This is a genomic window from Flectobacillus sp., from assembly GCF_049240685.1.
GTDB lineage: Bacteria > Bacteroidota > Bacteroidia > Cytophagales > Spirosomataceae > Flectobacillus.
In genome coordinates this window covers 20,413-44,338 of record NZ_JBMLSD010000360.1, presented here as the reverse complement: position 1 = coordinate 44,338, position 23,926 = coordinate 20,413, and the positions used below count along the sequence as shown (strand labels likewise).

19 protein-coding genes and 1 tRNA gene are annotated in these 23,926 nt (G+C 36.9%); 2 read left to right on the top strand and 18 right to left on the bottom strand.

Features of this window, described 5'->3' with window-relative positions; all coding sequences use genetic code 11:
• Positions 1–29 precede the first annotated feature (29 nt).
• From ACOVQ4_RS16775 to ACOVQ4_RS16740, 8 genes are all read right to left on the bottom strand, one after another.
• Complete coding sequence (locus ACOVQ4_RS16775) at positions 30–689, bottom strand: acetyltransferase (RefSeq protein ID WP_421821774.1); 660 nt, start codon at positions 687–689, stop codon at positions 30–32.
• 77 nt (positions 690–766) lie between these two features.
• Positions 767–1,465: a WbqC family protein gene (locus tag ACOVQ4_RS16770; protein ID WP_421821773.1), complete on the bottom strand. Its 699-nt coding sequence runs from the start codon at positions 1,463–1,465 to the stop codon at positions 767–769.
• 30 nt (positions 1,466–1,495) lie between these two features.
• Entirely contained in the window at positions 1,496–3,583 is a 2,088-nt protein-coding gene (locus tag ACOVQ4_RS16765) for a glycosyltransferase family 39 protein (RefSeq protein ID WP_421821772.1), read from the bottom strand.
• 23 nt (positions 3,584–3,606) lie between these two features.
• Positions 3,607–4,680, bottom strand: coding sequence for a DegT/DnrJ/EryC1/StrS family aminotransferase (locus ACOVQ4_RS16760; protein ID WP_421821771.1), 1,074 nt, complete (start codon positions 4,678–4,680; stop codon positions 3,607–3,609).
• 78 nt (positions 4,681–4,758) lie between these two features.
• Positions 4,759–6,015 (bottom strand): ABC transporter ATP-binding protein, encoded by a 1,257-nt coding sequence (locus ACOVQ4_RS16755; protein ID WP_421821770.1) that lies wholly within the window; start codon positions 6,013–6,015, stop codon positions 4,759–4,761.
• A gap of 12 nt (positions 6,016–6,027) precedes the next feature.
• Positions 6,028–6,855 (bottom strand): ABC transporter permease, encoded by an 828-nt coding sequence (locus ACOVQ4_RS16750; RefSeq protein WP_421821769.1) that lies wholly within the window; start codon positions 6,853–6,855, stop codon positions 6,028–6,030.
• Between the two features lie 7 nt (positions 6,856–6,862).
• Positions 6,863–7,948: a hypothetical protein gene (locus ACOVQ4_RS16745; protein ID WP_421821768.1), complete on the bottom strand. Its 1,086-nt coding sequence runs from the start codon at positions 7,946–7,948 to the stop codon at positions 6,863–6,865.
• 33 nt (positions 7,949–7,981) lie between these two features.
• Positions 7,982–10,456, bottom strand: coding sequence for an SLBB domain-containing protein (locus ACOVQ4_RS16740; RefSeq protein WP_421821767.1), 2,475 nt, complete (start codon positions 10,454–10,456; stop codon positions 7,982–7,984).
• 400 nt (positions 10,457–10,856) lie between these two features.
• On the opposite strand from ACOVQ4_RS16740, the gene ACOVQ4_RS16735 reads away from it, so the two are divergent.
• Together ACOVQ4_RS16735 and pheA are read left to right on the top strand one after the other, a co-directional pair.
• Complete coding sequence (locus ACOVQ4_RS16735; RefSeq protein WP_421821766.1) at positions 10,857–12,734, top strand: DNA topoisomerase IV subunit B; 1,878 nt, start codon at positions 10,857–10,859, stop codon at positions 12,732–12,734.
• A gap of 83 nt (positions 12,735–12,817) precedes the next feature.
• Complete coding sequence (gene pheA / locus ACOVQ4_RS16730; RefSeq protein ID WP_421821765.1) at positions 12,818–13,894, top strand: prephenate dehydratase; 1,077 nt, start codon at positions 12,818–12,820, stop codon at positions 13,892–13,894.
• Between the two features lie 215 nt (positions 13,895–14,109).
• Here pheA and ACOVQ4_RS16725 read toward each other — a convergent pair whose 3' ends face one another.
• The 10 genes from ACOVQ4_RS16725 to ACOVQ4_RS16680 all read right to left on the bottom strand — a co-directional run bounded on the left by ACOVQ4_RS16725 (position 14,110) and on the right by ACOVQ4_RS16680 (position 23,915).
• Entirely contained in the window at positions 14,110–14,997 is an 888-nt protein-coding gene (locus ACOVQ4_RS16725) for a bestrophin family protein (protein ID WP_421821764.1), read from the bottom strand.
• 100 nt (positions 14,998–15,097) lie between these two features.
• On the bottom strand, positions 15,098–16,546 hold the full coding sequence (sufB, locus tag ACOVQ4_RS16720; RefSeq protein ID WP_421821763.1) for a Fe-S cluster assembly protein SufB: 1,449 nt from the start codon (positions 16,544–16,546) through the stop codon (positions 15,098–15,100).
• Between the two features lie 255 nt (positions 16,547–16,801).
• Complete coding sequence (locus ACOVQ4_RS16715) at positions 16,802–17,275, bottom strand: Lrp/AsnC ligand binding domain-containing protein (protein ID WP_421821762.1); 474 nt, start codon at positions 17,273–17,275, stop codon at positions 16,802–16,804.
• A gap of 828 nt (positions 17,276–18,103) precedes the next feature.
• Positions 18,104–19,480 carry a family 43 glycosylhydrolase gene (locus ACOVQ4_RS16710; RefSeq protein ID WP_421821761.1) on the bottom strand — a complete coding sequence of 459 codons (1,377 nt, stop codon included), beginning with the start codon at positions 19,478–19,480 and terminating at the stop codon, positions 18,104–18,106.
• A gap of 153 nt (positions 19,481–19,633) precedes the next feature.
• Complete coding sequence (locus ACOVQ4_RS16705; RefSeq protein WP_421821760.1) at positions 19,634–20,884, bottom strand: DUF2264 domain-containing protein; 1,251 nt, start codon at positions 20,882–20,884, stop codon at positions 19,634–19,636.
• Positions 20,885–20,971: 87 nt separating this feature from the next.
• Entirely contained in the window at positions 20,972–22,192 is a 1,221-nt protein-coding gene (locus ACOVQ4_RS16700; protein WP_421821759.1) for a glycoside hydrolase family 88 protein, read from the bottom strand.
• A 203-nt stretch (positions 22,193–22,395) separates the two neighbouring features.
• Positions 22,396–22,866: a hypothetical protein gene (locus tag ACOVQ4_RS16695; RefSeq protein WP_421821758.1), complete on the bottom strand. Its 471-nt coding sequence runs from the start codon at positions 22,864–22,866 to the stop codon at positions 22,396–22,398.
• On the bottom strand, positions 22,866–23,135 hold the full coding sequence (locus ACOVQ4_RS16690; protein ID WP_421821757.1) for a helix-turn-helix domain-containing protein: 270 nt from the start codon (positions 23,133–23,135) through the stop codon (positions 22,866–22,868). The genes ACOVQ4_RS16695 and ACOVQ4_RS16690 overlap by 1 nt, the downstream gene beginning before the upstream one ends.
• Before the next feature lie 120 nt (positions 23,136–23,255).
• A tRNA-Ala gene (locus ACOVQ4_RS16685) sits at positions 23,256–23,332 on the bottom strand.
• Positions 23,333–23,393: 61 nt separating this feature from the next.
• Positions 23,394–23,915, bottom strand: a complete 522-nt coding sequence (locus ACOVQ4_RS16680; RefSeq protein WP_421821756.1) for a hypothetical protein — start codon at positions 23,913–23,915, stop codon at positions 23,394–23,396.
• Positions 23,916–23,926 lie beyond the last annotated feature (11 nt).

Here is a 23,926-nt window from a genome sequence, read left to right as displayed (position 1 = left end):
GTGTTGCACGAATTTTTTCGTGATATGAATTATAAATTAATGTCTTTACTAGAAACTTTTGCCTTTTCGGCGGGATTTCCTTTATAAATACTCCAAGGCTCTGTTTTCTTTCCCGTAAAATTTGTTCCCATAGCAAATAACGTTCCTTCTGCCACATGTACGCCATCGCGAATGGTTGCATTTACACCAAAAAAACAATAAGGCTCAACCACACAACGACCCGACAACACTACATGCGAAGTAAAATAGACGTGGTCTTTGATGATTCCATGGTGCCCAATATGATTGCCACTCCAAAGTACCACATTATTACCAATGGTAACAAAAGGTTGAATGGTATTATCCTCCAAAATAAAACAGTTTTCCCCAATTTTATCTGTAAGTACTGTTGCTCGAGAGCTTATGTATGAAATAAATTCATAACCCAAATCTTTTGCTTCCTGATAAACTTTTGCACGAACCTGATTCATTTTTCTTTCAGAAAGGGGTGCAAAAAACTTGTACTCATTGGATGGATACAAGGTCGTAATCTCTTCAAAAGGCACTACAGGCAAACCACAAAAGGTTGGCTCTTTGATATATTCTTGATTTACCGTAAAAGCCACTATTTCGTGCTCAGAGTCGGTAGTCAAATAATAGTGGGCGAGTTCGGCCACCAGTTCTGTTCCAAAAACAACAACTTTTGCCATAGTCCGTTTAGTTTATTTGGTTGATAAATCTCAACCAATCAGGTTAGTATATTTTACTTAAGAATTGGGCTATTGTTTTAAACCAATTCGTAGGCATTCAAAAACTCATGTATTTTTTCGACTGAATTAAACATCAGAACATCAAGAATTGAAAGCCAAGGCACAAATTCATTTTTTAATTGAGGATATTGTACGGATTGACTTTTAATAAAGTTCATCAACATTCCCTTTTCGGCGAATACCTGTTTATCATAAAGCTCTAATCCACCAATAGGATTAATGTAATGGGTGGCCTTTTCTTGTAAACAAATATCTATAATACGATTTTGAGCTTTTAATTCTGTATTCTGATAAATTACAGAACTCGGAACAATCTCCGTGCTTATACCTAGATAATCGTTGATGATTTGGAGATTCGCTACAATAATTTCAGAAAAAATTTGCTTTTCTTGTCCTAAAGTTTGCTCCACTAAAGGCATAACTTGTTGGAAGAAAGGAGCTTTTTTATAACTCTGCTCAAGTGTTTTCACCCATTTATTTTTCCAAGCACTATCCCAATTTACCTCAATTTCGTTGATTAATTTATTTTGACTTGCCTCCTTCAGAGGTATAGTAAAAAGACTATCCTTACCACTAACCAAAATTCTGTTGCGATTAATCCAGCCCCTGTTGATGAAGTTGACATCGTCGTAAATCACAAATTTATCAACTGCATGAATCAATTGAAAATACCCTATATATGGGAAAATATAGGGTTGCATAATCGCTAGTTTCATATTTTAAGCTTCTTCCATGAAAGAAGAAAATTATTTTAACTTCCTTAAATAATAATCTTCACCTTTTGTAATCATATTTTTCATGGTTGTATCTGTACCCAATCGAATATCACCTGGTTGTGGTTTAATTACCTTTTTGGCAAAGAATAAATATTGTGCCTCCTTCGGAATTGGTTGAACCCCCTTCTCGAAAGGATTTATGACAATGAGATTACGAGTCAATTTTCTTCCCCATAAAGGATATTCAAAGTCGTCATTGATAGTTGCTAGGGCAACCGTAGCATCCTGTGGTACTAGCTCATCAAACTTATGATAAGCAGGCGTGATATCTGGACGAGCCCAAGTTTGGAGGTCAATTCTATCTGTATCAAATGCTGAAGGACGTCCTAAAGCTGCCACAGGCAAACATCTTTCATTGAGATACACCACCAGAATAGCTGATACCGAAGCAACAAGCACTACAAATGCCATATAAACTTTCAGTAATTTGAATTGAGCACCTTGTAATCTCCATTTATTACCCTCATGAAAAAGCAAGGTAATCAAAGGAACTGCATAAACGGCAGTACTAATCATGTATCGACCTTTCCAAGCATCGTAAGGTGCTGTAAAGCTCAGGGCAGCAAAATGTAAACAAAATGCCACAGCCAAAATATAAAAGGCAATTCCTCTACGAATAACACCCAAAAGAATTAATACGACCAAAGGAAGTAATACGGCAAAACCAAAAATTCCCCAATGAGGATTTGCGTTAAAAAACTCAAACCTAACGTTGTAAGAAAATGGATTTATCGTAAAATCAGTCTCCTCTTCAAGACGGAGATGTAATTTTTTCTCTACCTTTTCTATGGGTTTACGCATTAATCTATTTACTTCCTCAAACTGTTCTACATTTCTTAGACCATCGAGGTTTACCATATCAATAGAATAACGAACTACATTTCGCGAACCTTGCTCGATTAGATTCCTCAGCGTGCCTGCTCGCTCTACTGATTGATGTTTAAGAGCAGTTGGCGGGCCTATCGGATGGCCGAATATCTGAATATTTTTTAAATATCCCGTTGGAAGTGTAAAAAGGGTAATGCCAACTACCAGTCCCACAATCAAGTGAGACAGTCTACCAAATACTCTAGACCAAAAGTTTTCGAAAGAGTCACCAAATTTGTCAATAAATTTAGCTTTCAAATCTTTCCCAAAAACGGTATATACGATAATCAGAAAGATTGGCGGAAATGAAAACACAAACGTGATTTTATGTCCAAGCGCAATCCCGAAGGTCAATCCAGCAAGATATAAATAACGTCGCCAGTGTTTTTCGCGGTAGGTAAATAAGAAATATACCAAACACGCCAAATACGAGCCCAATACAATATCTGTTTCGGTAGAAATAGACTGCATCATAACATCAGGAAGCAGCCACATTACAAGTGCAGCAAAGACACTTGCCGTAAAGTTCTTGGTCAATCTTTCAGCAATTCCAAACACACCGAAACCGATGATAATATAAGCAGTATGATGAATTACCTTAAACCAGTTCTCGATACGTCCACTCATTAGGTAATTGTATATCTGAATCGTACAAACACTCCTCGGGTAAGTATCTATATTCCAGTTGGTTCCACCAAAATGAGCCATAGACCCGTGGCGCATGTAGTACATCAAACGGTTTAGGTGACCAGTCATACTGTCCCATTCGTTAGGCACAGTATAAAATATAAGGAAAAGATTGGTAATTTCCGTAATAACAAAAGCACCAAAAAGAAAACCAAAAGACCACTTTAGCCAAGTTGGTAAGCTTCCAAACCAGTTCCAAACGAGTTGTGTTCGGCTACCAATGAGTTCAAAAAAGGTGAAACGTTCACGTTGATCACGACCAAACAGCTTTGTAAATTGTACATAAAACACAAACGCAGGTACAAATACTGACAAAGCCCAAAAACGACGGTCGTCTATTTTTCCAATTTCTGAAAGCGCAAATCCTGTTAGAATAACACTTCCACAAAATGTAACGTATGCAGTCAACACAATATCCACCAAAGATTTCATGCAAACCCTAGAGGCTATTCTCAATACAAAGCCAATAAAACTGGCAAATAGAATTGGATAGATAAAGTTCATTACGAATATTTTAGTGAAAAAAATTATAGATTTTCATTTACGATTTTAGCAATCCGATACACATCCTCGTGCGCTAAATCATAATATAGAGGCAATGCTAAAGCCCTTAAAGCAAAATCATCCGAAATAGGGCAAGTACTTTCTTGAGTCACAAATTTGAGCGTACTCAAAGAGGGATAAAAATACCTCCTCGGAACGATTTGATGCTCGGCCAAAGCTTCTTTTACTTTTAACAATACAGCTTCCGACTCAAGAAAAATTGGATAATAAGCATAATTTTTCTCGGTATTTAACGAAAGCACTGGACTACCTAACTTCGACCAATTTAATTCTGCATCATAAATGTCAAAAATGGCCTTTCTTGCGGCAATAATTTCAGAGACTTTTGGTAAGTTTACCAATCCCATTGCAGCGTGAAACTCTGAGTTTTTCCCGTTGATACCAATGGTTAGATAATCGTCTCCGATATGCCCAAAACTTCGATATCTATCCAATAACCACGCATATTCATCATTATTGGTAATAACAGCACCACCTTCTACCGTATGAAATACTTTAGTAGCATGAAAACTACAAGTACTAATATCGCCAAACGAAAGTAGAGATTTCCCATCTACGCTTGCACCAAAAGCGTGAGCTGCATCATAGATGAGTTTGAGATTATGTTTATCAGCAATTTTCTGGAGTTGATACACATCGCAAGGGTTTCCGTATACGTGTGTGGCAAGGATTGCTTGAGTATTTTCGGTGATTGCCTCTTCTACTTTTTGAGGGTCGATACACAAATCAGAGGGGAGAACATCCGCAAAAACAGGATTACATCCTTCCCAAACCACAGAGTGAGAAGTTGCACAATAAGAAAACGGTGTAGTAACAACATCTTTTGAAACCCCTAAAACTTTGAGAGCTAACTGAATAGCAATAGTTCCATTGGATACAAACAAGCAATGCTTTACGCCTAAATAATCCTTAATTTTTTGTTCTAATTCACGAACTAGGGGGCCATTATTCGTAAGTTGATTTCGCTCCCAAATGCCCTTGAGGTAGGCTTCATATTCCTCGTAAGGAGGCAAATATGTTTTAGTTACATTAATCATTTAGCGTAATCTGAATATAAGTTTCAATAATGAAGTTTCTCTTTTTTAGCAAAAACAGAAAGCTTTATTTAATTTTCATTAAATAGCGTTTTCGTATTCCAATTGCATAATTGGAAATTCTATTTTTGGTCGCACATAGCCCGGCCATTTACCGTACCAAACTGTACCTTCGCGATAATCCTCAATTTCAAAAATCAGGGCTTCCTCAAAGTTGTAGATAACAGATGCTGTATCTTTAACAATCATAAACGATAAGGAGTAAGAGCCATCATTCAAGAAATCACTTGGTATTTCACATTCTGCTGAAATAATCCCCTTTTCGAATTTTAGAGAAGGAGTACCAATATTGAAAATACATTCTCCTGTTAAAGAGTTTACATGAAGACTGATATTCAAATTAGCATGCTCGATATAATTCCAAAACTCTATTTGAATCTTGAAAGAAGTACGAACATCCAAATGATTTTGATTATCCAAATAGTTAGGAACCAATTTGACACTTTTCAAGCGCACTCTATCGTTACCAGGAGCCTCATTAGGATGGGTATAGCTAACTTGCAAATCTGTTTTTTGGATTTGGCTCAAATAGTTGGACATAATCAAATTGGTTTCACCCATCTGAATCAATTGTCCTTTTTGCATGTACATTGCTTTGTTACATAAGCCTTGTACCGCAGTTAGATTATGACTAACAAACAAAATGGTGCGTCCAGAAGTGGAGGCATCTTTCATTTTGCCCAAGCATTTACGTTGAAAATCAGCATCACCTACAGCTAGCACCTCATCCACAATCATAATTTCGGGCTCCAAATGTGCTGAAATAGCAAATCCTAGACGAACATACATCCCCGAAGAATACCTTTTTACAGGAGTGTCGAGAAACTTCTCAACTCCGGCAAAATCTACGATCGCATCAAAGTGCTTTTTAATTTCGTCGCGCTTCATTCCTAAAATTGCACCATTGAGGAATATATTTTCACGACCAGACAATTCTGGATGAAAACCTGTACCAACCTCCAATAAGCTAGCTACACGACCTTTTATGGTAATTTTGCCCTCAGTTGGCTCGGTAATACGACTCAGAACCTTCAATAAAGTAGATTTACCTGCTCCATTAGAACCAACAACCCCAACCCTATCTCCTTGTTCAATTTTAAAACTTACATCTCTAAGAGCCCAGAAATCCTCATGCTCTACGTCATCATTTTCACTTTTAGTAAAAATATTACGAAAAGTATCTGTAATCACCTCACGAAAAGTATTTGATTTGGCATTACCTTTCTTATGATCAATGATATATCTTTTGCTTACGTTTTGTGCCTCAATAACTGTCATTCTACTTCGGAATTAAATATAATCTACAAACGAATTTTCCCTTTTTCTAAAGAAAATAATTGCAATAGTTGTGGTTATGCAAACGAAAATAATAGTTGGTAAAAAACTATCCCAAGTAAAAAAAGGATAGTTTGGAATTAGACACCAACGGAATCCTTCGATGATACCAGCGAGAGGATTCAACCAAGTGTAAAAGGGATACCAAGACAATTCTTTTATTGATGAAGTAGAATAAGCTACTGGGCAAATAAAGAAGCCGTACTGAACAATCAGTGGCACAATTTGTTGGAAATCACGATATTGCACATTTAATGATGCAAAAATAATACCTAAACTCAACGCCGCCATAAAAGCAAAAAACAAGAATATAGGTACAAAAAGTAGGTGATAGTCTACCGAAATACCACTGTAAATTAAAAAGGGTACCAACACTACAAAACCTACAAAAAAGTCTAATAAAGGAACGGCCACCGAACTTAGGGGCATTAATAATCGAGGGAAATACACTTTGGATACCAAGTTGGCATTTCCAGTAATACTGTTACTTACTTGCTGAAAAGCAGTAGCAAAAAAGTTCCAGAAAATAACACCAGTGAATACGATAATTTTGAAGTCTACACCAGAAGTATCTTCAATTTTGGCAACCTTATGGAATGCAAATACAAATACCAAAACGGTCATGATTGGCCTTACAACTGCCCAAGCTACCCCAATCATAGTTTGTTTATAACGTACCGTTATATCACGAACTGCCAAAATCCATAGCAATTCTCTAAATCTAACAACATCAGCCCAATAATGCTTTTCAGACCTTCCTGCCTCAATGACTGTTTCTTGCATCGTCTAACTAGTTTTTATTCTTATCCTTAATTTTTTTAATTACGTCGCGACCAGCAACAAATAATAGCGCTAATATTAATCCTATTGTACCTCCTAGTTTGATTCCTTTACCCTTCAAAGTAATATCTGCCCCAATTGGTAACTCAGAATCATCTATTCGAGTAAATAAAGGTGATTCTTTCACCATCGAAAATCTTAAATTATCCAAGTTGCGTACTGCCTCTTGATACAAACCTTGTAATTGTGCCGTGTTAGTACTCAATCTTTGTTGTTCAATCATCCCTTGTTGCATAATTACTTGCTGGTTTTGATCGACCACTTGGGCGTATCGTCTTTGAGTACCGTACAGCTGACTTTTCAATGAATCTACACGACGTTCCATTATACCCAATAACTCGCGAGTCTTTTTCGTCTTTGTTTCGATATAAAAATCGGTAACAGTTTTCAAAAACAAATTAGTCCATACGTGAGAAAGTGTGTCGTTTCGTGTAGTGGCTGCCAAAGTCATCAAAGAAGACTTTTTATTTTCATTAGAAATAGAGGTCAAAGGCTCCAAAAATGATTGTAATGTTCTTACTTTCGAGCGTTCTTGTGGTGTAAACTTTGAGTAGTCGGTATGCTTAAATTTGAAAGTTTGCATACTTTCATCATCTTTCCATTCGTCTTTCAAACCGCCGCTTTTTTCGATTACTAAGTTTCCAAAAATCACTTTTTTACCTCCAACATCAACAGTAGCCAATAGGGCTCTGTTATAAATATTTTTGGTTTTTAACAATTCAAGAAAGTTTTCGCCACTAAACAAGCCACTACTTGCAGTAGCACCACCACCAAGCCCAAATGCACTAGCCAAATCTGACAATCCGCCTCCACCTCCAGAACCACCATTGTCCATATTAAAAACAATCTTTGAGGTGTAAGTATCTGGTTTTTTGGTGACAATATCAGTGAGGTATCCAGCAACAACTCCTAAAATAGTCATTGCTATAATTAACTTCCAATTTGCAACAACTAAGTCTTTAAAGGCAATGACTTTTTTTACTATATCTTCAAAAGAAAACTGATCTTCTGGTAATGTATTTTGAGTCTGAGACATAAGTCTAAATTAATAAATGCTAAAGTTTTCAGATTATTGAATTGCTCGCAATAAGGCGATAATTGTACCTATACCTGTTAATGACGCAGTAACTGTCGAAATGATACTCAAAACTTGTTGAGAAGCAACTTGTTTTTGGTTTATTCTAGGTACTACAATCTCCGAACCTGGGTTGATTTTAGGGTAAATATTAATCAAACCCAACAATTTACGGGTACGATCTACCGAACCATTTGCATAGATTACATAAGAACGTTTACGAGACGAAAGTGAGGTAAAACCACCTGATTCGGAAATATAATGCTTAAACGAAGCTCCCTCAATAAATCTAGTAGAAGTCGGATATAATACTTCTCCCTGCATTCTAACAGTCTGTGGCTCTTTCGGTATTCTGATAATATCTCCATCCTGCAACAACATATTAGACTTAGAATTTTCATTTTCTAATACATCTACCAAATCAATACCAATAGATTCTTCATAAACCTGTTTGATTGGCTCTACTTTTACTGAAGTTTCGGTATTATTATCACTCAAATCTTGAATCTGTCTCGTCTTGCGCTCAACCTCCTGATCTGTCAACTTTACTTTTCTAATCAAAGTTGCTCCAGCAGGATATGCTTGAGCATTTAATCCCCCTGCACGCTTGATAACATCCCCTAATTTTTCATCTTTTCTTTCAAGGGCATACACACCCGGAAATATAACTTGTCCATCTATCGATACAAATTGCTGTCTTTCATAATTAGGAGAAGAGCGAACAAATACCTCATCAAATGGTTCCAAAATAAAGTTTGAAGCCGAAGCACTAACCGAGAGGTCGGGGTTTACTGCAAATTGAAATTTTTCACCGATAGTTGGCGTGATTTGCGATGGGTCATCCTTACCAATATTTTTCTTTCTACGAATCACCTCTATTCTACCCGTAGCCGCAGACTCTTTCAACCCTCCAGCTTTTACAATCAAATCCTCTACAGTCATATTTTTTACGTAAGGATATGTACCTACCGAAAGTGATTCTCTGTTTGTTACAGGTAGTAATCCTACAGAGGTTGTACCAGTAGCTGTTTTTTCTGCAAAACCATCCATAGACTTAAGGTTGATTTCTCCTTGGATTCTTACGGTGTAGTTTTCCATCATCTCTATTCCAGAATACACATTCACTTCATCCTCACGTTTTAGAGGGATGTCTGGTGCACTACCTGCCAAAATAGCCTTGTAGTTTACAGAAATATTTTCTTTTGTCAAATCATCCTTCAAACGAGTAATAATAATTCTATCTAAGAAGGCATCCTCTTTGAATCCCGCAGAACGTTGGATTAATTTAGTCAGCGTAGGGCTATCGTTGAGGGCATATCGTCCTGGGCGAAAAATAGCGCCTTTGATATTCACTAAATTTTCGTATCTATTCATTAAGATTTGATCTACTAAAATGACATCTCCAGCTTTCGGGAAAAATGAAGATATCAAATCACCATTCAAATCAATAAGTTTTCTTTCTTTATCTGTTAGCCTATCAATTTTCAATACATTTTTATAGGCATCAGGCGTAAAACCTCCCGCATAATCATTGATGATTCGCTCAAGGTTTTCGTTTGGCATTACTTCAAAAATTGCAGGTTTCTTTACATGACCCGAAATCTCGATTCTGGATTTGTACGGAGTTACTTGAATAATATCTTGATCTTGTAGCGCAACATCCTGTCTCAAATTTCCTGTGGTAAGTAAGTCATATAAGTCTACACGAGCAATAAGCTTTTTACCTCTAATAACTTTGATTTCACGAAAAGTACCATTTTCGTTAGGACCACCTGCCTGATACAGTACATTAAACACCTTGGCTAGGGAAGGCACGGCGTATGTTCCTGGGGCTACCACCTCTCCTATTACAGTTACACGAATCGTTCGAATATTTCCTAAAGAAATTGTGGCAGTAGTATTGGCTGGTGCTCCGCCAGAAGCACGAAGTCCAACATAAATTTGAGAAAGTCTATTAATAATTCTTTTCTTTGCTTCTTCAATTGTGAGGCCATTAACGAAAATATTTCCCACTTTATCTACCTTAATGTAACCGTCGGGCGTAACTGGTAAAGTGTAATGATTTTCGGAATAACCATTAATATCAATGATAATTTCATCATCAGGACCCAAAATGTAGTTTTTGGGCGTGGCCATCCTCGCATACGAGTCAAATGTAATTTTTGAATTATTGAATATACTATATCCAAAAATTCGTTTTCTGAGCGCTGCAGTGGCAGAATCGGCCGTACTCAAGTTGAGCTCTTTTTGTTTTTTGAGTGAATCTAATTCACCTTTTTCTCCAGAAACCTCTGTTACTTTTCTTGAACCAGTGCTTTTGACACCCGTATTGGTAGTAGTTGTAGGACGATTGTTGGATACAGAAGGTAAACTAATGTTTGCTGGTAATCCGGGGATTTGAGCAAAAGAATTCAAACTCCATAATGCAACCACAAATAAAGATATAGAGCGTAAATAAAATGCAGACATGCATGAATGACAAGAATTTATAGTCTTCAAAACAAGATTGCTTAATTTTTTGTGTTGTAACATAATTTTTTATTTTGTACTGGGGTTGATTCGAGAAGTTTTTTTTCAAAATACTTCAAAAAACACTACTTTTAATTTAAGATAAGTTTGAATTAAATTGCAAAGTAAACGAACTTTTGCCTAAATCTCGTAAATCTTAAGCAGATTAATTAGGGAGTGGACAATTAAATTATCGTTAGTATACTATTTTTCTACCTTTTTCGTAGATTTGCTAACTTCTTAATTCAAAAATACTTTTTTGAGTCAAAAATAGGCTATTTCAACTCAAAAATATAGCCAATAAGTAATTTTAGTAACTTGTGTTGAAGAAACACCCATAAATCATTCTTTCTCTAGCAGTATGTCAACAACGCCAAACAATGAGGTTCAATATACCGAAGATAGTATTCGGTCACTAGATTGGAAAGAACATATCCGCCTGCGCCCAGGTATGTATATTGGTAAGCTTGGCGATGGTTCTTCGTCAGACGATGGTATATATGTATTAGTAAAGGAAATCGTCGATAACTCCATCGATGAGCACATGATGGGGCACGGAAAAGCCATCGATGTAAAAATTTCAGACCACCGTGTAGAAGTACGTGACTACGGCCGTGGGATTCCTCTTGGTAAGGTTATCGACTGTGTGTCTAAAATTAATACTGGAGGTAAATACGATTCTGGTGCGTTCCAAAAATCTGTGGGCTTGAACGGGGTCGGTACCAAAGCAACCAATGCTCTTTCTAGCTACTTTAAGGTTCAATCTTTTCGTGAAGGCAAAACCAAATGGGCAGAGTTTTCGAAAGGTGAGCTTTTGGCCGAATCTGATGGCGAACCAGAAAGTAATGCCAAAAATGGTACTCAAACAATTTTTGAACCAGATAATACGATTTTTAAAAATTACCATTTTATCCCTCAGTATTTAGATAACCTTTTCTGGAACTACGCTTACCTGAATGCGGGTTTATCCATCAACTTCAATGGTCAGAAATATTTTTCTCAAAAAGGTCTTTTAGATTTATTGAGCAAAAAAACCAACGAAGAGGAAAACCGATATCCTATCATTCATTTGAAAGGGAATGACATCGAAATTGCGATGACTCATGGTAATCAATACGGAGAAGAGTATTATTCTTTTGTAAATGGTCAAAATACTACTCAAGGAGGTACACACCTTCAGGCTTTTCGTGAGGCCGTGGTGCGTGCTGTTCGTGATTTCTACAAAAAAGACTATGCCCCTGAGGATATTCGTGCAAGTATTGTAGCTGCTGTGGCTGTTCGAGTTCAAGAACCAGTTTTCGAATCTCAAACAAAAACAAAGTTAGGCTCGGTAACAATGTCTCCAGACTCAAATTCTCAAACGGTAAGGAGCTTTGTGGGAGACTTTATCAAAACTGAGTTGGATAACTTTTTGCACAAAAACCCTACCACAGCCGAAGCACTTAAAAAACGCATCGAGCAGTCGGAACGTGAGCGTAAGGATATTGCTGGTATTAAAAAATTAGCAAATGAACGCGCTAAAAAGGCCAACTTGCATAACAAAAAACTTCGTGATTGTCGCGTTCATTTGACCAACGAAAAGTCTGATGATCGTTACGAGTCAATGTTGTTTATTACCGAAGGTGACTCTGCGAGTGGTTCGATTACCAAATCTCGTAATGTCCAGACACAAGCGGTATTTAGTTTAAGAGGAAAACCGCTCAACTGCTTCGGCTTGACCAAAAAAATTGTGTACGAGAATGAAGAGTTTAACCTTTTACAACATGCTTTAAATATCGAGGATGGTTTGGATGGCCTTCGCTATAACAAAATCATTATTGCTACCGATGCTGATGTCGATGGCATGCACATCAGATTATTGATGATGACGTTTTTTCTTCAATTCTTCCCTGATTTAGTGAGAAATGGGCACCTGTATATTTTAGAAACGCCACTTTTCCGTGTGCGGAATAAAAAAGAAACCATCTATTGTTATTCGGATGAAGAAAGGTTGAGCGCCATTAAAAAACTCGGTCCTAAACCAGAAATCACACGATTCAAAGGCTTAGGTGAGATTTCTCCAGAAGAATTTGGTAAATTTATAGGCGATAATATTCGATTGGAACCTGTAATTTTGGAAAAAGATACAACCATTCCTAAAATTCTGACCTATTTCATGGGCAAAAATACCCCAGACCGTCAGAAATTTATTATCGACAATCTTATCATAGAAAAAGACCCTGCTGATGCAGCGGCATAAGACAATCGAATAGGATTTCGTTGGAATTATATTCGATTATCTCCTCTTCTGCATATAGGCAGCAATATCCTGTTAACCAAAATATGACTTTAGAACAATTACGACAACAGATTGATGAACTCGACAACCAAATGCTTGAAATTTTGAACAAGCGCATGGAGGTTGTAAAACATGTTGGAGAACTAAAAAAAACTACTCAGACCGTTATATACCGTCCTGAGCGTGAAAAGCAGATTATCGATCGTTTGGCGGAAATGAGCCAAGGCTTACTCAATCGCCCAGCAATTGAAGCTATCTATCTCGAAATATTTGCCGTGTCGCGTAATCTTGAATTGCCAGAACGAATTGCCTATCTTGGTCCTGAAGGTAGTTTTACTCACCAAGCCGCCGAAAGTCGTTTTGGTGCTATGAGCGACTATCTTGCTTTACCAAGTATTCGCTCGGTTTTTGAAAGTGTAGATACTGGTCGTGCAAGATTTGGTGTCGTACCAATCGAAAACAACCTCGAGGGTATTGTTAAAGAAACAATCGACCTGCTTAATGAAACAGATTTGAAAATTGTTGCCGAGGTAGTTATTCCTGTGCATTTTACTTTTGCAACAAAATCAGAAAAACTTTCAGATATTAAGCGTATTTATTCGAAAGATATAGCTTTTGGCCAATGCGAAAAGTTCTTGAATGAGTACTTTAACGGAAAAGATGAAGAGTTTTTTGTACAAGTAGATTCTACGTCAAAGGCTGCCAAATTAGCTTCTCAAGATGAACATTCTGCGGCGGTATGCTCTCATATAGCAGCCAAATTGTTTGATGTACCCATTTTGTTCGATAATATTCAAGATTCTTCACAAAACAGAACAAGATTTTTCATTATTGGTAAAGATTTTATCAATCAAAAAAGCGAAAAAGATAAAACTACAATTATTGCCAAACTTCCAGATGATGGCAAACCAGGTACTTTGGTAAGATTCCTTCAAGAATTTGAAAGCCGTGGTATCAACCTAGTCAAAATAGAATCAAGACCTGTAAAAGAAGGTGAAACATTCAACTTCTGGTTCTTGATGGAATTTGACGGGTATTTCCTTGATGAGAATGTTCAACATATCATGAAAAAACATGAGTCTGACATCAAGTGGCTCGGAAGTTATGTCAAAATGGTATAAACTTGAGTTATCCCGAATTTTAAGGATTGGGATTACCCTCCAAGTTTTTATCAAAAAAGCGGTCGGATTTTTTTCCGACCGCTTTTTTGATGCTATCATGCAAGATTTTATTTGGCTTAAGACACAAATACGGAGACGCAATCATTACGTATCTACTGAAGGAATCTCAATTTTAACCTAATCACTCAAAAATCAAATTCGGGATAACCCATGTTTTATCTTAATACTGACTCTTCTTGAAATATTTCTCCAACATGTTTTTGTATATTCTTACACATTTGTGCCAGCGGTAAATCATTTGCGTCGGTACCAAAAGGGTTTTCTATTTCTTCGGCAATTAACTCCAAGCTTGCCAACACATAGAATACAAACACCACCACTGGTATTACGATATAACCAAGTGTAAAAACATAACCAAATGGTAAGGTCATTACATAAAAGAAAATAAACTTTTTGAGAAAAGCCGTATAAGAAAATGGAATGGGCGTATTTCTGATTCTTTCACAAGCTCCACAGATATCTGTAAAAGTACGTATTTCCTCGTTGATAAATAGTAGCTGCTTACCCGTCAAAATTTGACTTTTATGTAGCTCCTGAATTTTTTCAGTCAAAAGTTTGGCAATAAAATTTGGTTTATGAAACTCAGGTTTTACCTTATATGCTGAAATGAATAGCTCGCTATCATTTTGATTCCCTCGTAAATGTCTTTTTAAAGCAAAAGCATACTCTACTATAAGTTTTTCAATCATTCGCCTTTCTTCTATCATTGTCTTCGGAATCATCGCTTGTACCTTGATTGCCAAATTACGAGAAGTATTTGTTAATGCGCCCCAGTTTCGTCTGCCCTCCCACCAACGGTCGTAGGCAGTATTAGTTCTAAAAACTAGCAGCATAGATATCACAAAACCAAGCATTCCATGCATCGCTGGAATATTTTTTACATGAGAATCGTCTCCTAAGCGAAGAACCTCTACCTCCAGATACGCAATAAAGCCTGCATAAGCGCCTATTGCGATAAGCATAGGAAAAAGTTTTCGAAAAGTATCAGCTTTATGAAAGTGAAAAATAAAAGTAAACCACTCCTTTGGGTTATAATTAATCATAGGGATAAGAAAATTTGAGTAAAGTATCAATAATAAAAACAAAAGCAGCTCCTATCCTAAATAGAAGCTGCTTTGTATCTATCAAATACATGTTGATTCATTAACCTACCGAACCTTCCAAAGAGATAGCAAGGAGCTTTTGGGCTTCTACTGCAAATTCCATTGGTAGCTGATTCAATACTTCTTTTGCATAACCATTTACAATTAAAGCAATCGCAGCTTCGGTAGATATACCACGTTGGTTACAATAGAAAATTTGGTCTTCTCCAATTTTCGAAGTGGTAGCTTCGTGCTCTACAGTTGCCGTATTATTTTTAACTTCAATGTAAGGGAATGTATGTGCACCACAACGATCACCCATCAACAACGAATCGCATTGAGAGAAGTTACGGGCATTTTCGGCACGTTTCATCACTTCTACCAAACCTCTGTAAGAGTTTTGAGAACGACCCGCAGAGATACCTTTAGATACAATACGAGATTTCGTATTTTTACCTATATGTACCATTTTGGTACCAGTATCTGCTTGTTGCATATTGTTGGTAACAGCTACCGAGTAAAATTCACCGATAGAGTTATCACCTTTCAATATTACAGAAGGGTATTTCCACGTAATGGCAGAACCAGTCTCTACTTGAGTCCAAGAGATTTTTGAGTTGGCTCCGTCACAAATACCTCGTTTTGTTACAAAGTTATAAATACCTCCTTTACCGTCTTTATCACCAGGGTACCAGTTTTGAACAGTAGAATATTTAACTTCGGCATTTTCGTGAGCTACGATTTCAACCACGGCAGCGTGTAATTGATTTTCGTCACGCATTGGGGCAGTACAGCCCTCCAAATAACTTACATAAGCAGACTCATCTGCTACAATCAAAGTACGTTCAAACTGTCCAGTTCCAGCCGCGTTAATACGGAAATAAGTAGACAATTCCATAGGGCATCTTACACCTTTTGGAATATAGCAAAACGAACCATCCGAAAATACCGCAGAGTTGAGTGCTGAAAAGAAATTATCCTTCACAGGAACTACCGAGCCCAAGTATTTTTTAATTAGTTCGGGGTGTTCCTTAATAGCTTCCGACATTGAACTAAAGATAATTCCTTTTTCGGCCAATGTTTTCTTGAAAGTTGTTGCTACCGAAACTGAGTCTATTACAGCGTCGACCGCAACTCCAGACAGGCGTTTTTGCTCGTCGAGAGAAATACCCAACTTCTCAAAAGTACGACGTAACTCTGGGTCAATTTCATCCAAAGAGTTAATCACTTTTGTTTGTTTCGGAGCCGAATAATATTTAATTGCTTGGTAGTCAACTTTCTTGTAGTCGACGTTAGCCCATTCTGGTTCTTGCATACCCAACCAAGTACGGTATGCGTTCAAACGCCATTCCAACATCCACTCAGGCTCTTCTTTCTTAGCCGAGATTTGACGGATAACGTCTTCATTCAAACCTGCAGGTACTTCATCCGTTTCGAAGTGACTTTCGAAACCATATTTATACTCAGAGGAGGTGATTTCTTCGAGAATGTCGATTTCTTCTTTTGCCATTGTATTTAATCTGTTACAGCAATTGGTCTATCAGTGATTAGAATTGAGTTTTGAAAAGGTTGAAAACAAAAAATCAGGAAAAAAAATGACTTTTGTTAGTTTTTCAACTAATCGTTGACCTTTGAATTCTATCAATGAAATAATTGGTCTACAAAAATAAACCAAAAAGCGCAAGAAAAGTTCTGTTGTTTAGAATTTTTCTAATATACAACTGAATAATTGTTAAAATTTTCTTTTCTAGCCCCCAAAATTGGACTAAGTAGCATTGGCAAAAGGTACAGCGCGATTCACGGACTCCTCCAAAGAGATAAAAGTTTCTGTTCTTTGAATACCTGCTACCTTTTGGATTTTATCGTGTAGAACCTCCCTTAGGTGCACGGTATCGCGACAAACTATTTTGGCAAAAATAGAATAAATACCTGTAGTGTAATTAATGCTAACCACTTCAGGAATTTGCATCAAATGTTCGGCCACTTCCGCATAGAGCGAACTCTTATCCAGATAAATACCTAGAAAAGCAGAAATATCCCAGCCAAGTCGGGTATGATCCACTATCAATTGAGAGCCCTTCACAATCCCCATTTCTTCCATTTTGGCCATCCTAACATGGACAGTCCCGCTAGAAACATGGATTTTTTTGGCAATTTCGGTATAAGGCATTGTGGCATCGCTCATCAAAAGCCCTAATATTTTTAAATCAACTTGGTCAATGCCTGGTACTTTTTCCATAAGTATTAATACAGTCTAAAGTTTTTATTAACAATTTCGCAAAAAATAAGGCTCTGAGAATTGCCATTTTTAACGATTCGTTAACAAAAATAACATATTTTTGAAAATACTATAAATTTTAACATTTTTTTCTAAAATATTTGCAAAATATTTGAACAGCTATTAACTTTGCATTGTCAAGTTAAAAGAACAACGACACACAAACAATGTAGGGTGATGAAATTTGGCAGACGTGCCCTCCTGTCTCGGGGGTGGTGATTACGGGATAAAGTTAGTATAATGCCTATCGCAAGATAGACTGGGGTTGACCACCAGATTTTGTACTATACCTAACTACACCGTGGAGGTTCGAGTCCTTCTCCTACAGCAATTATCTGAAATTTTGGGGATATACGATTTGGCAAAATAAAATTTCCTGATTACCTTTATTCCCAGATTATCAGATTGACTACGAATATAATAAAGTAGTTTTATTTGGTTTTTAGTTTGTTGATGAAGTGTAATTCAAAAAAGCAGTCTTACTGAGTCTGCTTTTTTTGTTTTTATAGACTTTTGTACTTCATAATGTACTCCTATTGAGCGTATTACATTTTTTTTCAGATTCTCTTCTTGAGCAAAAGCCCCGTGCCAAGTTGATTCTTTCATAATTTATCTAATTAATATTTCAATTTAGCAGCGCATTCTTTTCGATTCATTTTTTTAGTTGTTTTATGGTTAAAAGGAGTAAAAGCCACGCTCTTCCTACCGATTACTCAAATATCCTACTAAAAAATAAAAAACCTCAAGCCAAATAAGCTGAGGTTTTTCTCTGAATTAAACTAATGAAAATTAATAAACTTTGAACTCCCAAATACCTGCAACTCCTTTTATAAATCTGATTCTTAAATATTGAAATTTCTTGTTTAAATTATCAGTATGAGGCGATTTGATTTGAATATCGTCATGCCCTCCACATTTTACCCATATCTTACCGTCTAGTGAGCCTTCCAAAACATAGGCATGACCAGCAGTTGGTTTAACAAAATAAGTTTCTACTTTCTTAATAGTTTGGGCTTTTGACAATTTTGCAGTAAAGGTGGCTAACGAATCATTTGCTTCCGCCATCCAGCGAGTCCCGTTTGACAAATCCGTTGCATTTGCTGGGTTATAATACTCAGTTCGCTTGAGTGTTGCATCATAAATATGAGGAACTTTGTACTCTGGCTTAATGGAAGAGGCACTTGTTTCATCAATTTTCAAACCTTTATCTTTGACATTCAAAGGATTTACGCCTTTGTTTGTTAGTTTTACAGGCTTTATAGTACCATCTTCGTTGAACTCCATTTTATTAATCCAAACCTGTCGGTTAGTTCCCGAGCGACCAAATTCGAGGTAAGTAAAGTAATAATCATCGCCGATATTGAATACATTACCATGCCCAGGACCATAGATTTTTTCGGTGGTATCTGTCTTAGCGATAATTTCTTCTTTAGGAAATTCATAAGGACCAAAAGGAGAAACTTTGCTATATTGATAGGCATAGGCATAATGCTCATGCCCGCTCAAGGTGTACATATAGTAATAAATGCCTTTTCGTTTAAAAAAGATTGGTCCTTCAGAATACCCATTTCTCTTGGTTTGAATCACCTGAATATCGCCATCTAATTCGGTCATATTAGGCTTTAACTTCGCCGCACCACGTTGTGCCCAAAACAAATAAGGCGTTTTATCATCGTCGATAAAAATTTCGGCGTCAATCCCTTTTGTCTTTTTAGGTCCATCCATCAGCACAAGCGGAGCAGGAGCTTTACCCTTTTCGAAAGTATCTTCTCCCACCAATTTAAAAGGACCTTTAGGTGACGATGCTTTTGCTACATAAATATGAGTGTTTACGGTTGGGTAAAAGAAATAGTCATTTCCTACCTTTTGGGCATAGCTCGGCGCCCAAAAAAGCTGTTTGGCAGCCGATGGAAAGAATATTCCGTCAAAAGACCAATTCACCAAATCTTTAGACTGCCAAAGCACTGGTGGCCCCGAAGTTGCCAAACCTTTATCATAACCATCGGTGGTGGCATAGCAATAAAAAGTATCTCCAAACTTCACAATACTTGGGTCGGCAATTAAGTCGGGGATAATAGGATTATAATTTCGAACGGTTTGTGCTACTGTAGCTTTCGCTATTGACAAACACAGACCCACTCCTAAAAGATAGTTGAATAATTTCATGGTTTGTTTATTAAAGGGATTAGATAATTTTTAAAGATTGGTTATTTTACCAATAAGTGTCAATCATACACAATTATACTCAAATCAGTAGATAAAAGGATAAACAGGTTAGATTTTAACTCATCCTAACCTGTTTAAGCAACAAATATTCTTTTAATCAATAGCATGGTCTGGCGGAACTGGTAATCCTTGCCAAATTCGTTGAGAAGTCCAAGGTTGTGGGCTAGCACTCCAAAACTCATCTGTTTCTGGCAAACCTAGGGGAAGTAAAATAAAAGAGCATAGATATAAACTCCCCGTTGTGATGTATGAATCTGCGATTTCGGGTTGAGTGCCGTAGAATCCGATTTTCAACCAGCCTTTTTCATCAAAAGTGGTTTTTGATTCTGTTGTTTTCTTCAAGATTGCTGTTAAAGCTTCTCGAGTTTGCGCTACACTAATTTCCTTGGGAAGATTATGTACCAGTGCCATATCTGCCAAATGATGAAAAGCGCCTCCTCTATAAACCAACGACCGGCCTATGGCAGGAAATGTGCCATCAGGATTCACCAGTTTTTCCTGAATGTGTGCGTAGCGTTGGGCACGCTCCATGATTTTTTTTCCAGCCCAATTAAAAGAAGAATTTTTTGCACTAACTACTTGGTGGATATTCACTAGAAAAGGCTGAATAACGTAACTATTATAGTAATCAAAATGAAACTTTTCGCCATCGCCATATATACCATCACCCAAATACCATTGTTCAAACTGGCGATAGCAATATTCTATCCGAAGGATATCCCATGAATACCCATATTTACAGAAAAAGGCCTCAATCATCCCAGAAAACAATATCCAATTACTAAAACCAGGTTTTATTTCTCTCGTTTTAACAAAAGAATTTACTACATTTTGCTTAGTTGTAGCATCCAGATGCTCCCAAAGCCAAGGAGAGCGAACAAAAGCCAATGCCAAAAAAGCAGCGTCGACCAAAGGCTGTCCTGCACCTTCGAATTTCATGTAATCTTTTGCCTGTGGATTTACGGCATTAGCAACAGCTTTTATAGCCCATTGTCTATAGGTATTTCTCAGCGCTACTTCAGCAGGAGAACCACCTTCGGCATTGAGCCATGGTGCTATACCACAGAGCAAACGACCAAAGGCTTCGAGATACGCCACTTGCGAACGGCTTGTTTTGTTATCTATATGAACAGATAATTCGACAGGCATTTTAATTTTGAGGCTATCATTTGCTAAGCTTTGCAACACAGGTCGAGACAGTTGGTCAAGGTGAGCGAGCCATACCTCACGAGTAGTGAGCACAGGCGCTTCAATAGCGGTTTCTTTTTTCTTTTTTGTTTTCTGTGCGGTAGCTTGATAGCTTAATGCACAAGCCATAAAAGAGGCAAGGATAATTTTTTTCATAGGTTTGTTATGTAAAAAATCTATTTGGTTCAAAGCTTTTTATCCAAACCTTGAACCAAATAGAGAGGAATATTACTTCGATAAATCTTACTTTCTCAATTCTTGATAGCGTTTCATAGCTTCCAAGAAATAGTAATCTGCATAAGTTAGTGGTACATCAACCTCGGTATTTTGTGGAATATGACCGACACAATGTTTGATTAAAAAGCCCCCATTTTTGCCATAAGCCGCTTTGTATGGAGAATTAGATAAACTCCAAAGCATTTTCTCGGCAGAAGCTACATAGGTTTTAGCTAACGGAGCCTTTACATATCCTTGCAACTCTAATAATGCCGATGCCACAACCGAAGCAGCTGAAGCATCACGTAAGGCTTCTGGCTGATTAGGAGCATTAAAATCCCAGAAAGGAATTTTATCTGCTGGAAGATTTGGATGGTTTAAATAGAAATTAGCAATCTTATTTGCCTGTTCTAGATATATTGGATTTTTTGTTACACGATACATGACCGTGTACCCATACAAACCCCATGCCTGACCACGTGCCCAAGCCGACTCATTGGCAAAACCTTGGGCTGTTTTCTTCTGTTTTACCTCACCAGTATTTGCGTCGTAATTAATTACATGGAAAGAACTAAAGTCAGGACGGAAATGGTGTTTCATCGTAGTGTTGGCGTGAGTTACTGCAATTTTATAATAGCTAGAATCGCCCGTTACTTCGGTTGCCCAAAACAACAACTCGAGGTTCATCATATTGTCGATAATCACCAAAAAATCATCAGGCTTTGAATCCCATGATTTAATACAGCCCACTTTTGGATTAAAACGCGTTGCAAGAGATTTGGCCGAAGTCAATAGAATTTCTTTGTATTCTGGTTTTGGGGCAATACGATTAGCATTACCAAAACTACAAAACATCATAAAACCCAAATCATGGGTAGTGGTATTATACTTTTCCTTTTCTAAGTCTTTCAGAATACGTTCTGCTTCCTGATAGGTAGCTTGATCTTTAGTTTGTTCATAAATATAAAGCAAAGAGCCAGGGTAAAAGCCACTACACCACCAATCAGAGTTACTAAACTCATAGCGGTCTGTATTGGGAAAATACGTTTTAGGAAATTTACCTGCAGGAAGATGCTGAGCCAAAAACTGATATTGTTTTTGTGCATCATTAAAATTTTGCTTGAATTGCTTCAACAAAAGTGGTCTTGAAATAGCTTGAGAGGCTTTTTGCGCCAAGCTTTCAAAAGTATAGCAACAAAAAACGAATAACAAAAGACCGTAGTTTTTAATCAATTTGGATTTCATCATATTCATGGTTAAGAATGTTAGAGGCTTGTGCCCAAAACAATAAAGCTCCGAGTAAGTGGAACTTTACTCAAAGGAGAAAAAAGTTTTTCAAAACTACATAAATAAAAAGAACCTCTATCCTTGGTTGGGGAGAGGTTCCAAATATAATTTATTGATTTTGGGGAGCAGGTATGGATGATGGTGTATCATTTTATTATTTACACCTACAAGTTGATTTGATACTGTATTCTCTTATTTCGAATAATGAGTGCCAATTCCTCAATAGTCAATAGTGCGTAGGAAGAGCCTTTTTCATGTAAGCTAAAAAAACAAAATCTGAACCTTTCTCCTAAAATTTCTCCAAAATTAAATTCGTTCTCAGTAGCGCCAAAAAAGAAGCCTTTTGGGTTATTGGGTAAATACTTCTTTGTTGTCTTTAGCTCAACTAGTATCATATCTTCCAAATAGGTCTCTATTTCATCTCCATCAATTTCTTTCCCTATTAAATTCGGAATATATATCATATCAAACGACTGAAGAAAACGATGTTCAATCTGTAGTAAATCCAGAATTTTCTTTTTGGTTGGTAAATCAATCTTGAAAAAACCTGTATGATTTTCTATGAGATAATTTACACCTTCTTTCTCTGTGACATTGTTTGATAATGTCAAGGTAAACGAATGCTTTCTTGACATTATTCTTTATTTTTAAGAGTGTAAGAGTGATACGTGTGTTCTGGATTTAAAGAAGAGAAGTTTAACAATTCGGAAACTGTCATTTCAAAATACTTCGCAAATACAGCAATATGAGTTAAGGAGATATTCCTTTCTCCTCTCTCAATCATTCCTATGTAAGTTCTATGAAAGCCTGTTTCAAAGGCTAGTTTTTCTTGGCTAATACCTTTTCCAGTCCTTAACTGTTTTATTCTTAGTCCAAATTCTTGTATTATAGTTTCATTTGTCATACAACGAAACTATACATATTGTATTCTTTGATCAACATACAATGTGTATCAAAGAATATTTAAAAAGTTGCTTTTATCAAAAAAAAACGGGTATCGCACTGTTACGTGCGATACCCGTTTTGGTGGAGAAGATGGGGCTCGAACCCACGACCTCTTGACTGCCAGTCAAGCACTCTAGCCAACTGAGCTACATCCCCATTTGAATTGATACTGCAAAGATATCATTTCAAAATAATTTTGCAAGTATCAATTCTATTTTTAAAAATTAAGTCTTGCACCGATACCCGCTTGTGGGTGGAAATAGAAGAACGATGGTACTAATTCTACGTATGCTCCAACTTCCATAAAAATAGAAAGCGGTGAGTCTGGTGAGAAATATTCTAATCCAGCGTTTCCAACGCCACCTAAACCCACTGAAGGAAGTTTGTTTCTGCCACCTCCAGCTATATCTTCATAATAACTACGAGAAGTATATTGGCCTCCAAATCCATAGTAATTTTTGAATCGGCTACTTCCCATCTGATTGTGCCACAAATACAAAGCACTTATGGCTACGCCAGATCCATCAAAATATCCGCTCTTATAACTATCTTTTACTCCCCAAAACGCACCATATAGACCAAGATTTACTTCTATTGCATTTTTGTCATTTCTCAAATAATTACGTATACTAATCCCTGCAGGCTCACCTATTTTTGCTCCTAAAGCCCAGTCTTTGTTTTGTGCAAATGCACTTGCAGATGCCAACGTAAGTAGAAGAAACAATACTGTTTTTTTCATAAAATTGTTAT

Coding starts and splice junctions, on each gene's coding strand:
- ACOVQ4_RS16690 (WP_421821757.1), bottom strand. CDS start 23,135: ATGACAAATGAAACTATAATACAAGAATTTGGACTAAGAATAAAACAG.
- ACOVQ4_RS16735 (WP_421821766.1), top strand. CDS start 10,857: ATGTCAACAACGCCAAACAATGAGGTTCAATATACCGAAGATAGTATT.
- ACOVQ4_RS16750 (WP_421821769.1), bottom strand. CDS start 6,855: ATGCAAGAAACAGTCATTGAGGCAGGAAGGTCTGAAAAGCATTATTGG.
- ACOVQ4_RS16745 (WP_421821768.1), bottom strand. CDS start 7,948: ATGTCTCAGACTCAAAATACATTACCAGAAGATCAGTTTTCTTTTGAA.
- ACOVQ4_RS16700 (WP_421821759.1), bottom strand. CDS start 22,192: ATGATGAAATCCAAATTGATTAAAAACTACGGTCTTTTGTTATTCGTT.
- ACOVQ4_RS16705 (WP_421821760.1), bottom strand. CDS start 20,884: ATGAAAAAAATTATCCTTGCCTCTTTTATGGCTTGTGCATTAAGCTAT.
- ACOVQ4_RS16695 (WP_421821758.1), bottom strand. CDS start 22,866: ATGTCAAGAAAGCATTCGTTTACCTTGACATTATCAAACAATGTCACA.
- ACOVQ4_RS16680 (WP_421821756.1), bottom strand. CDS start 23,915: ATGAAAAAAACAGTATTGTTTCTTCTACTTACGTTGGCATCTGCAAGT.
- ACOVQ4_RS16760 (WP_421821771.1), bottom strand. CDS start 4,680: ATGATTAATGTAACTAAAACATATTTGCCTCCTTACGAGGAATATGAA.
- ACOVQ4_RS16725 (WP_421821764.1), bottom strand. CDS start 14,997: ATGATTAATTATAACCCAAAGGAGTGGTTTACTTTTATTTTTCACTTT.
- ACOVQ4_RS16770 (WP_421821773.1), bottom strand. CDS start 1,465: ATGAAACTAGCGATTATGCAACCCTATATTTTCCCATATATAGGGTAT.
- ACOVQ4_RS16765 (WP_421821772.1), bottom strand. CDS start 3,583: ATGAACTTTATCTATCCAATTCTATTTGCCAGTTTTATTGGCTTTGTA.
- ACOVQ4_RS16775 (WP_421821774.1), bottom strand. CDS start 689: ATGGCAAAAGTTGTTGTTTTTGGAACAGAACTGGTGGCCGAACTCGCC.
- ACOVQ4_RS16740 (WP_421821767.1), bottom strand. CDS start 10,456: ATGTCTGCATTTTATTTACGCTCTATATCTTTATTTGTGGTTGCATTA.
- sufB (WP_421821763.1), bottom strand. CDS start 16,546: ATGGCAAAAGAAGAAATCGACATTCTCGAAGAAATCACCTCCTCTGAG.
- ACOVQ4_RS16715 (WP_421821762.1), bottom strand. CDS start 17,275: ATGGAAAAAGTACCAGGCATTGACCAAGTTGATTTAAAAATATTAGGG.
- ACOVQ4_RS16710 (WP_421821761.1), bottom strand. CDS start 19,480: ATGAAATTATTCAACTATCTTTTAGGAGTGGGTCTGTGTTTGTCAATA.
- ACOVQ4_RS16755 (WP_421821770.1), bottom strand. CDS start 6,015: ATGACAGTTATTGAGGCACAAAACGTAAGCAAAAGATATATCATTGAT.
- pheA (WP_421821765.1), top strand. CDS start 12,818: ATGACTTTAGAACAATTACGACAACAGATTGATGAACTCGACAACCAA.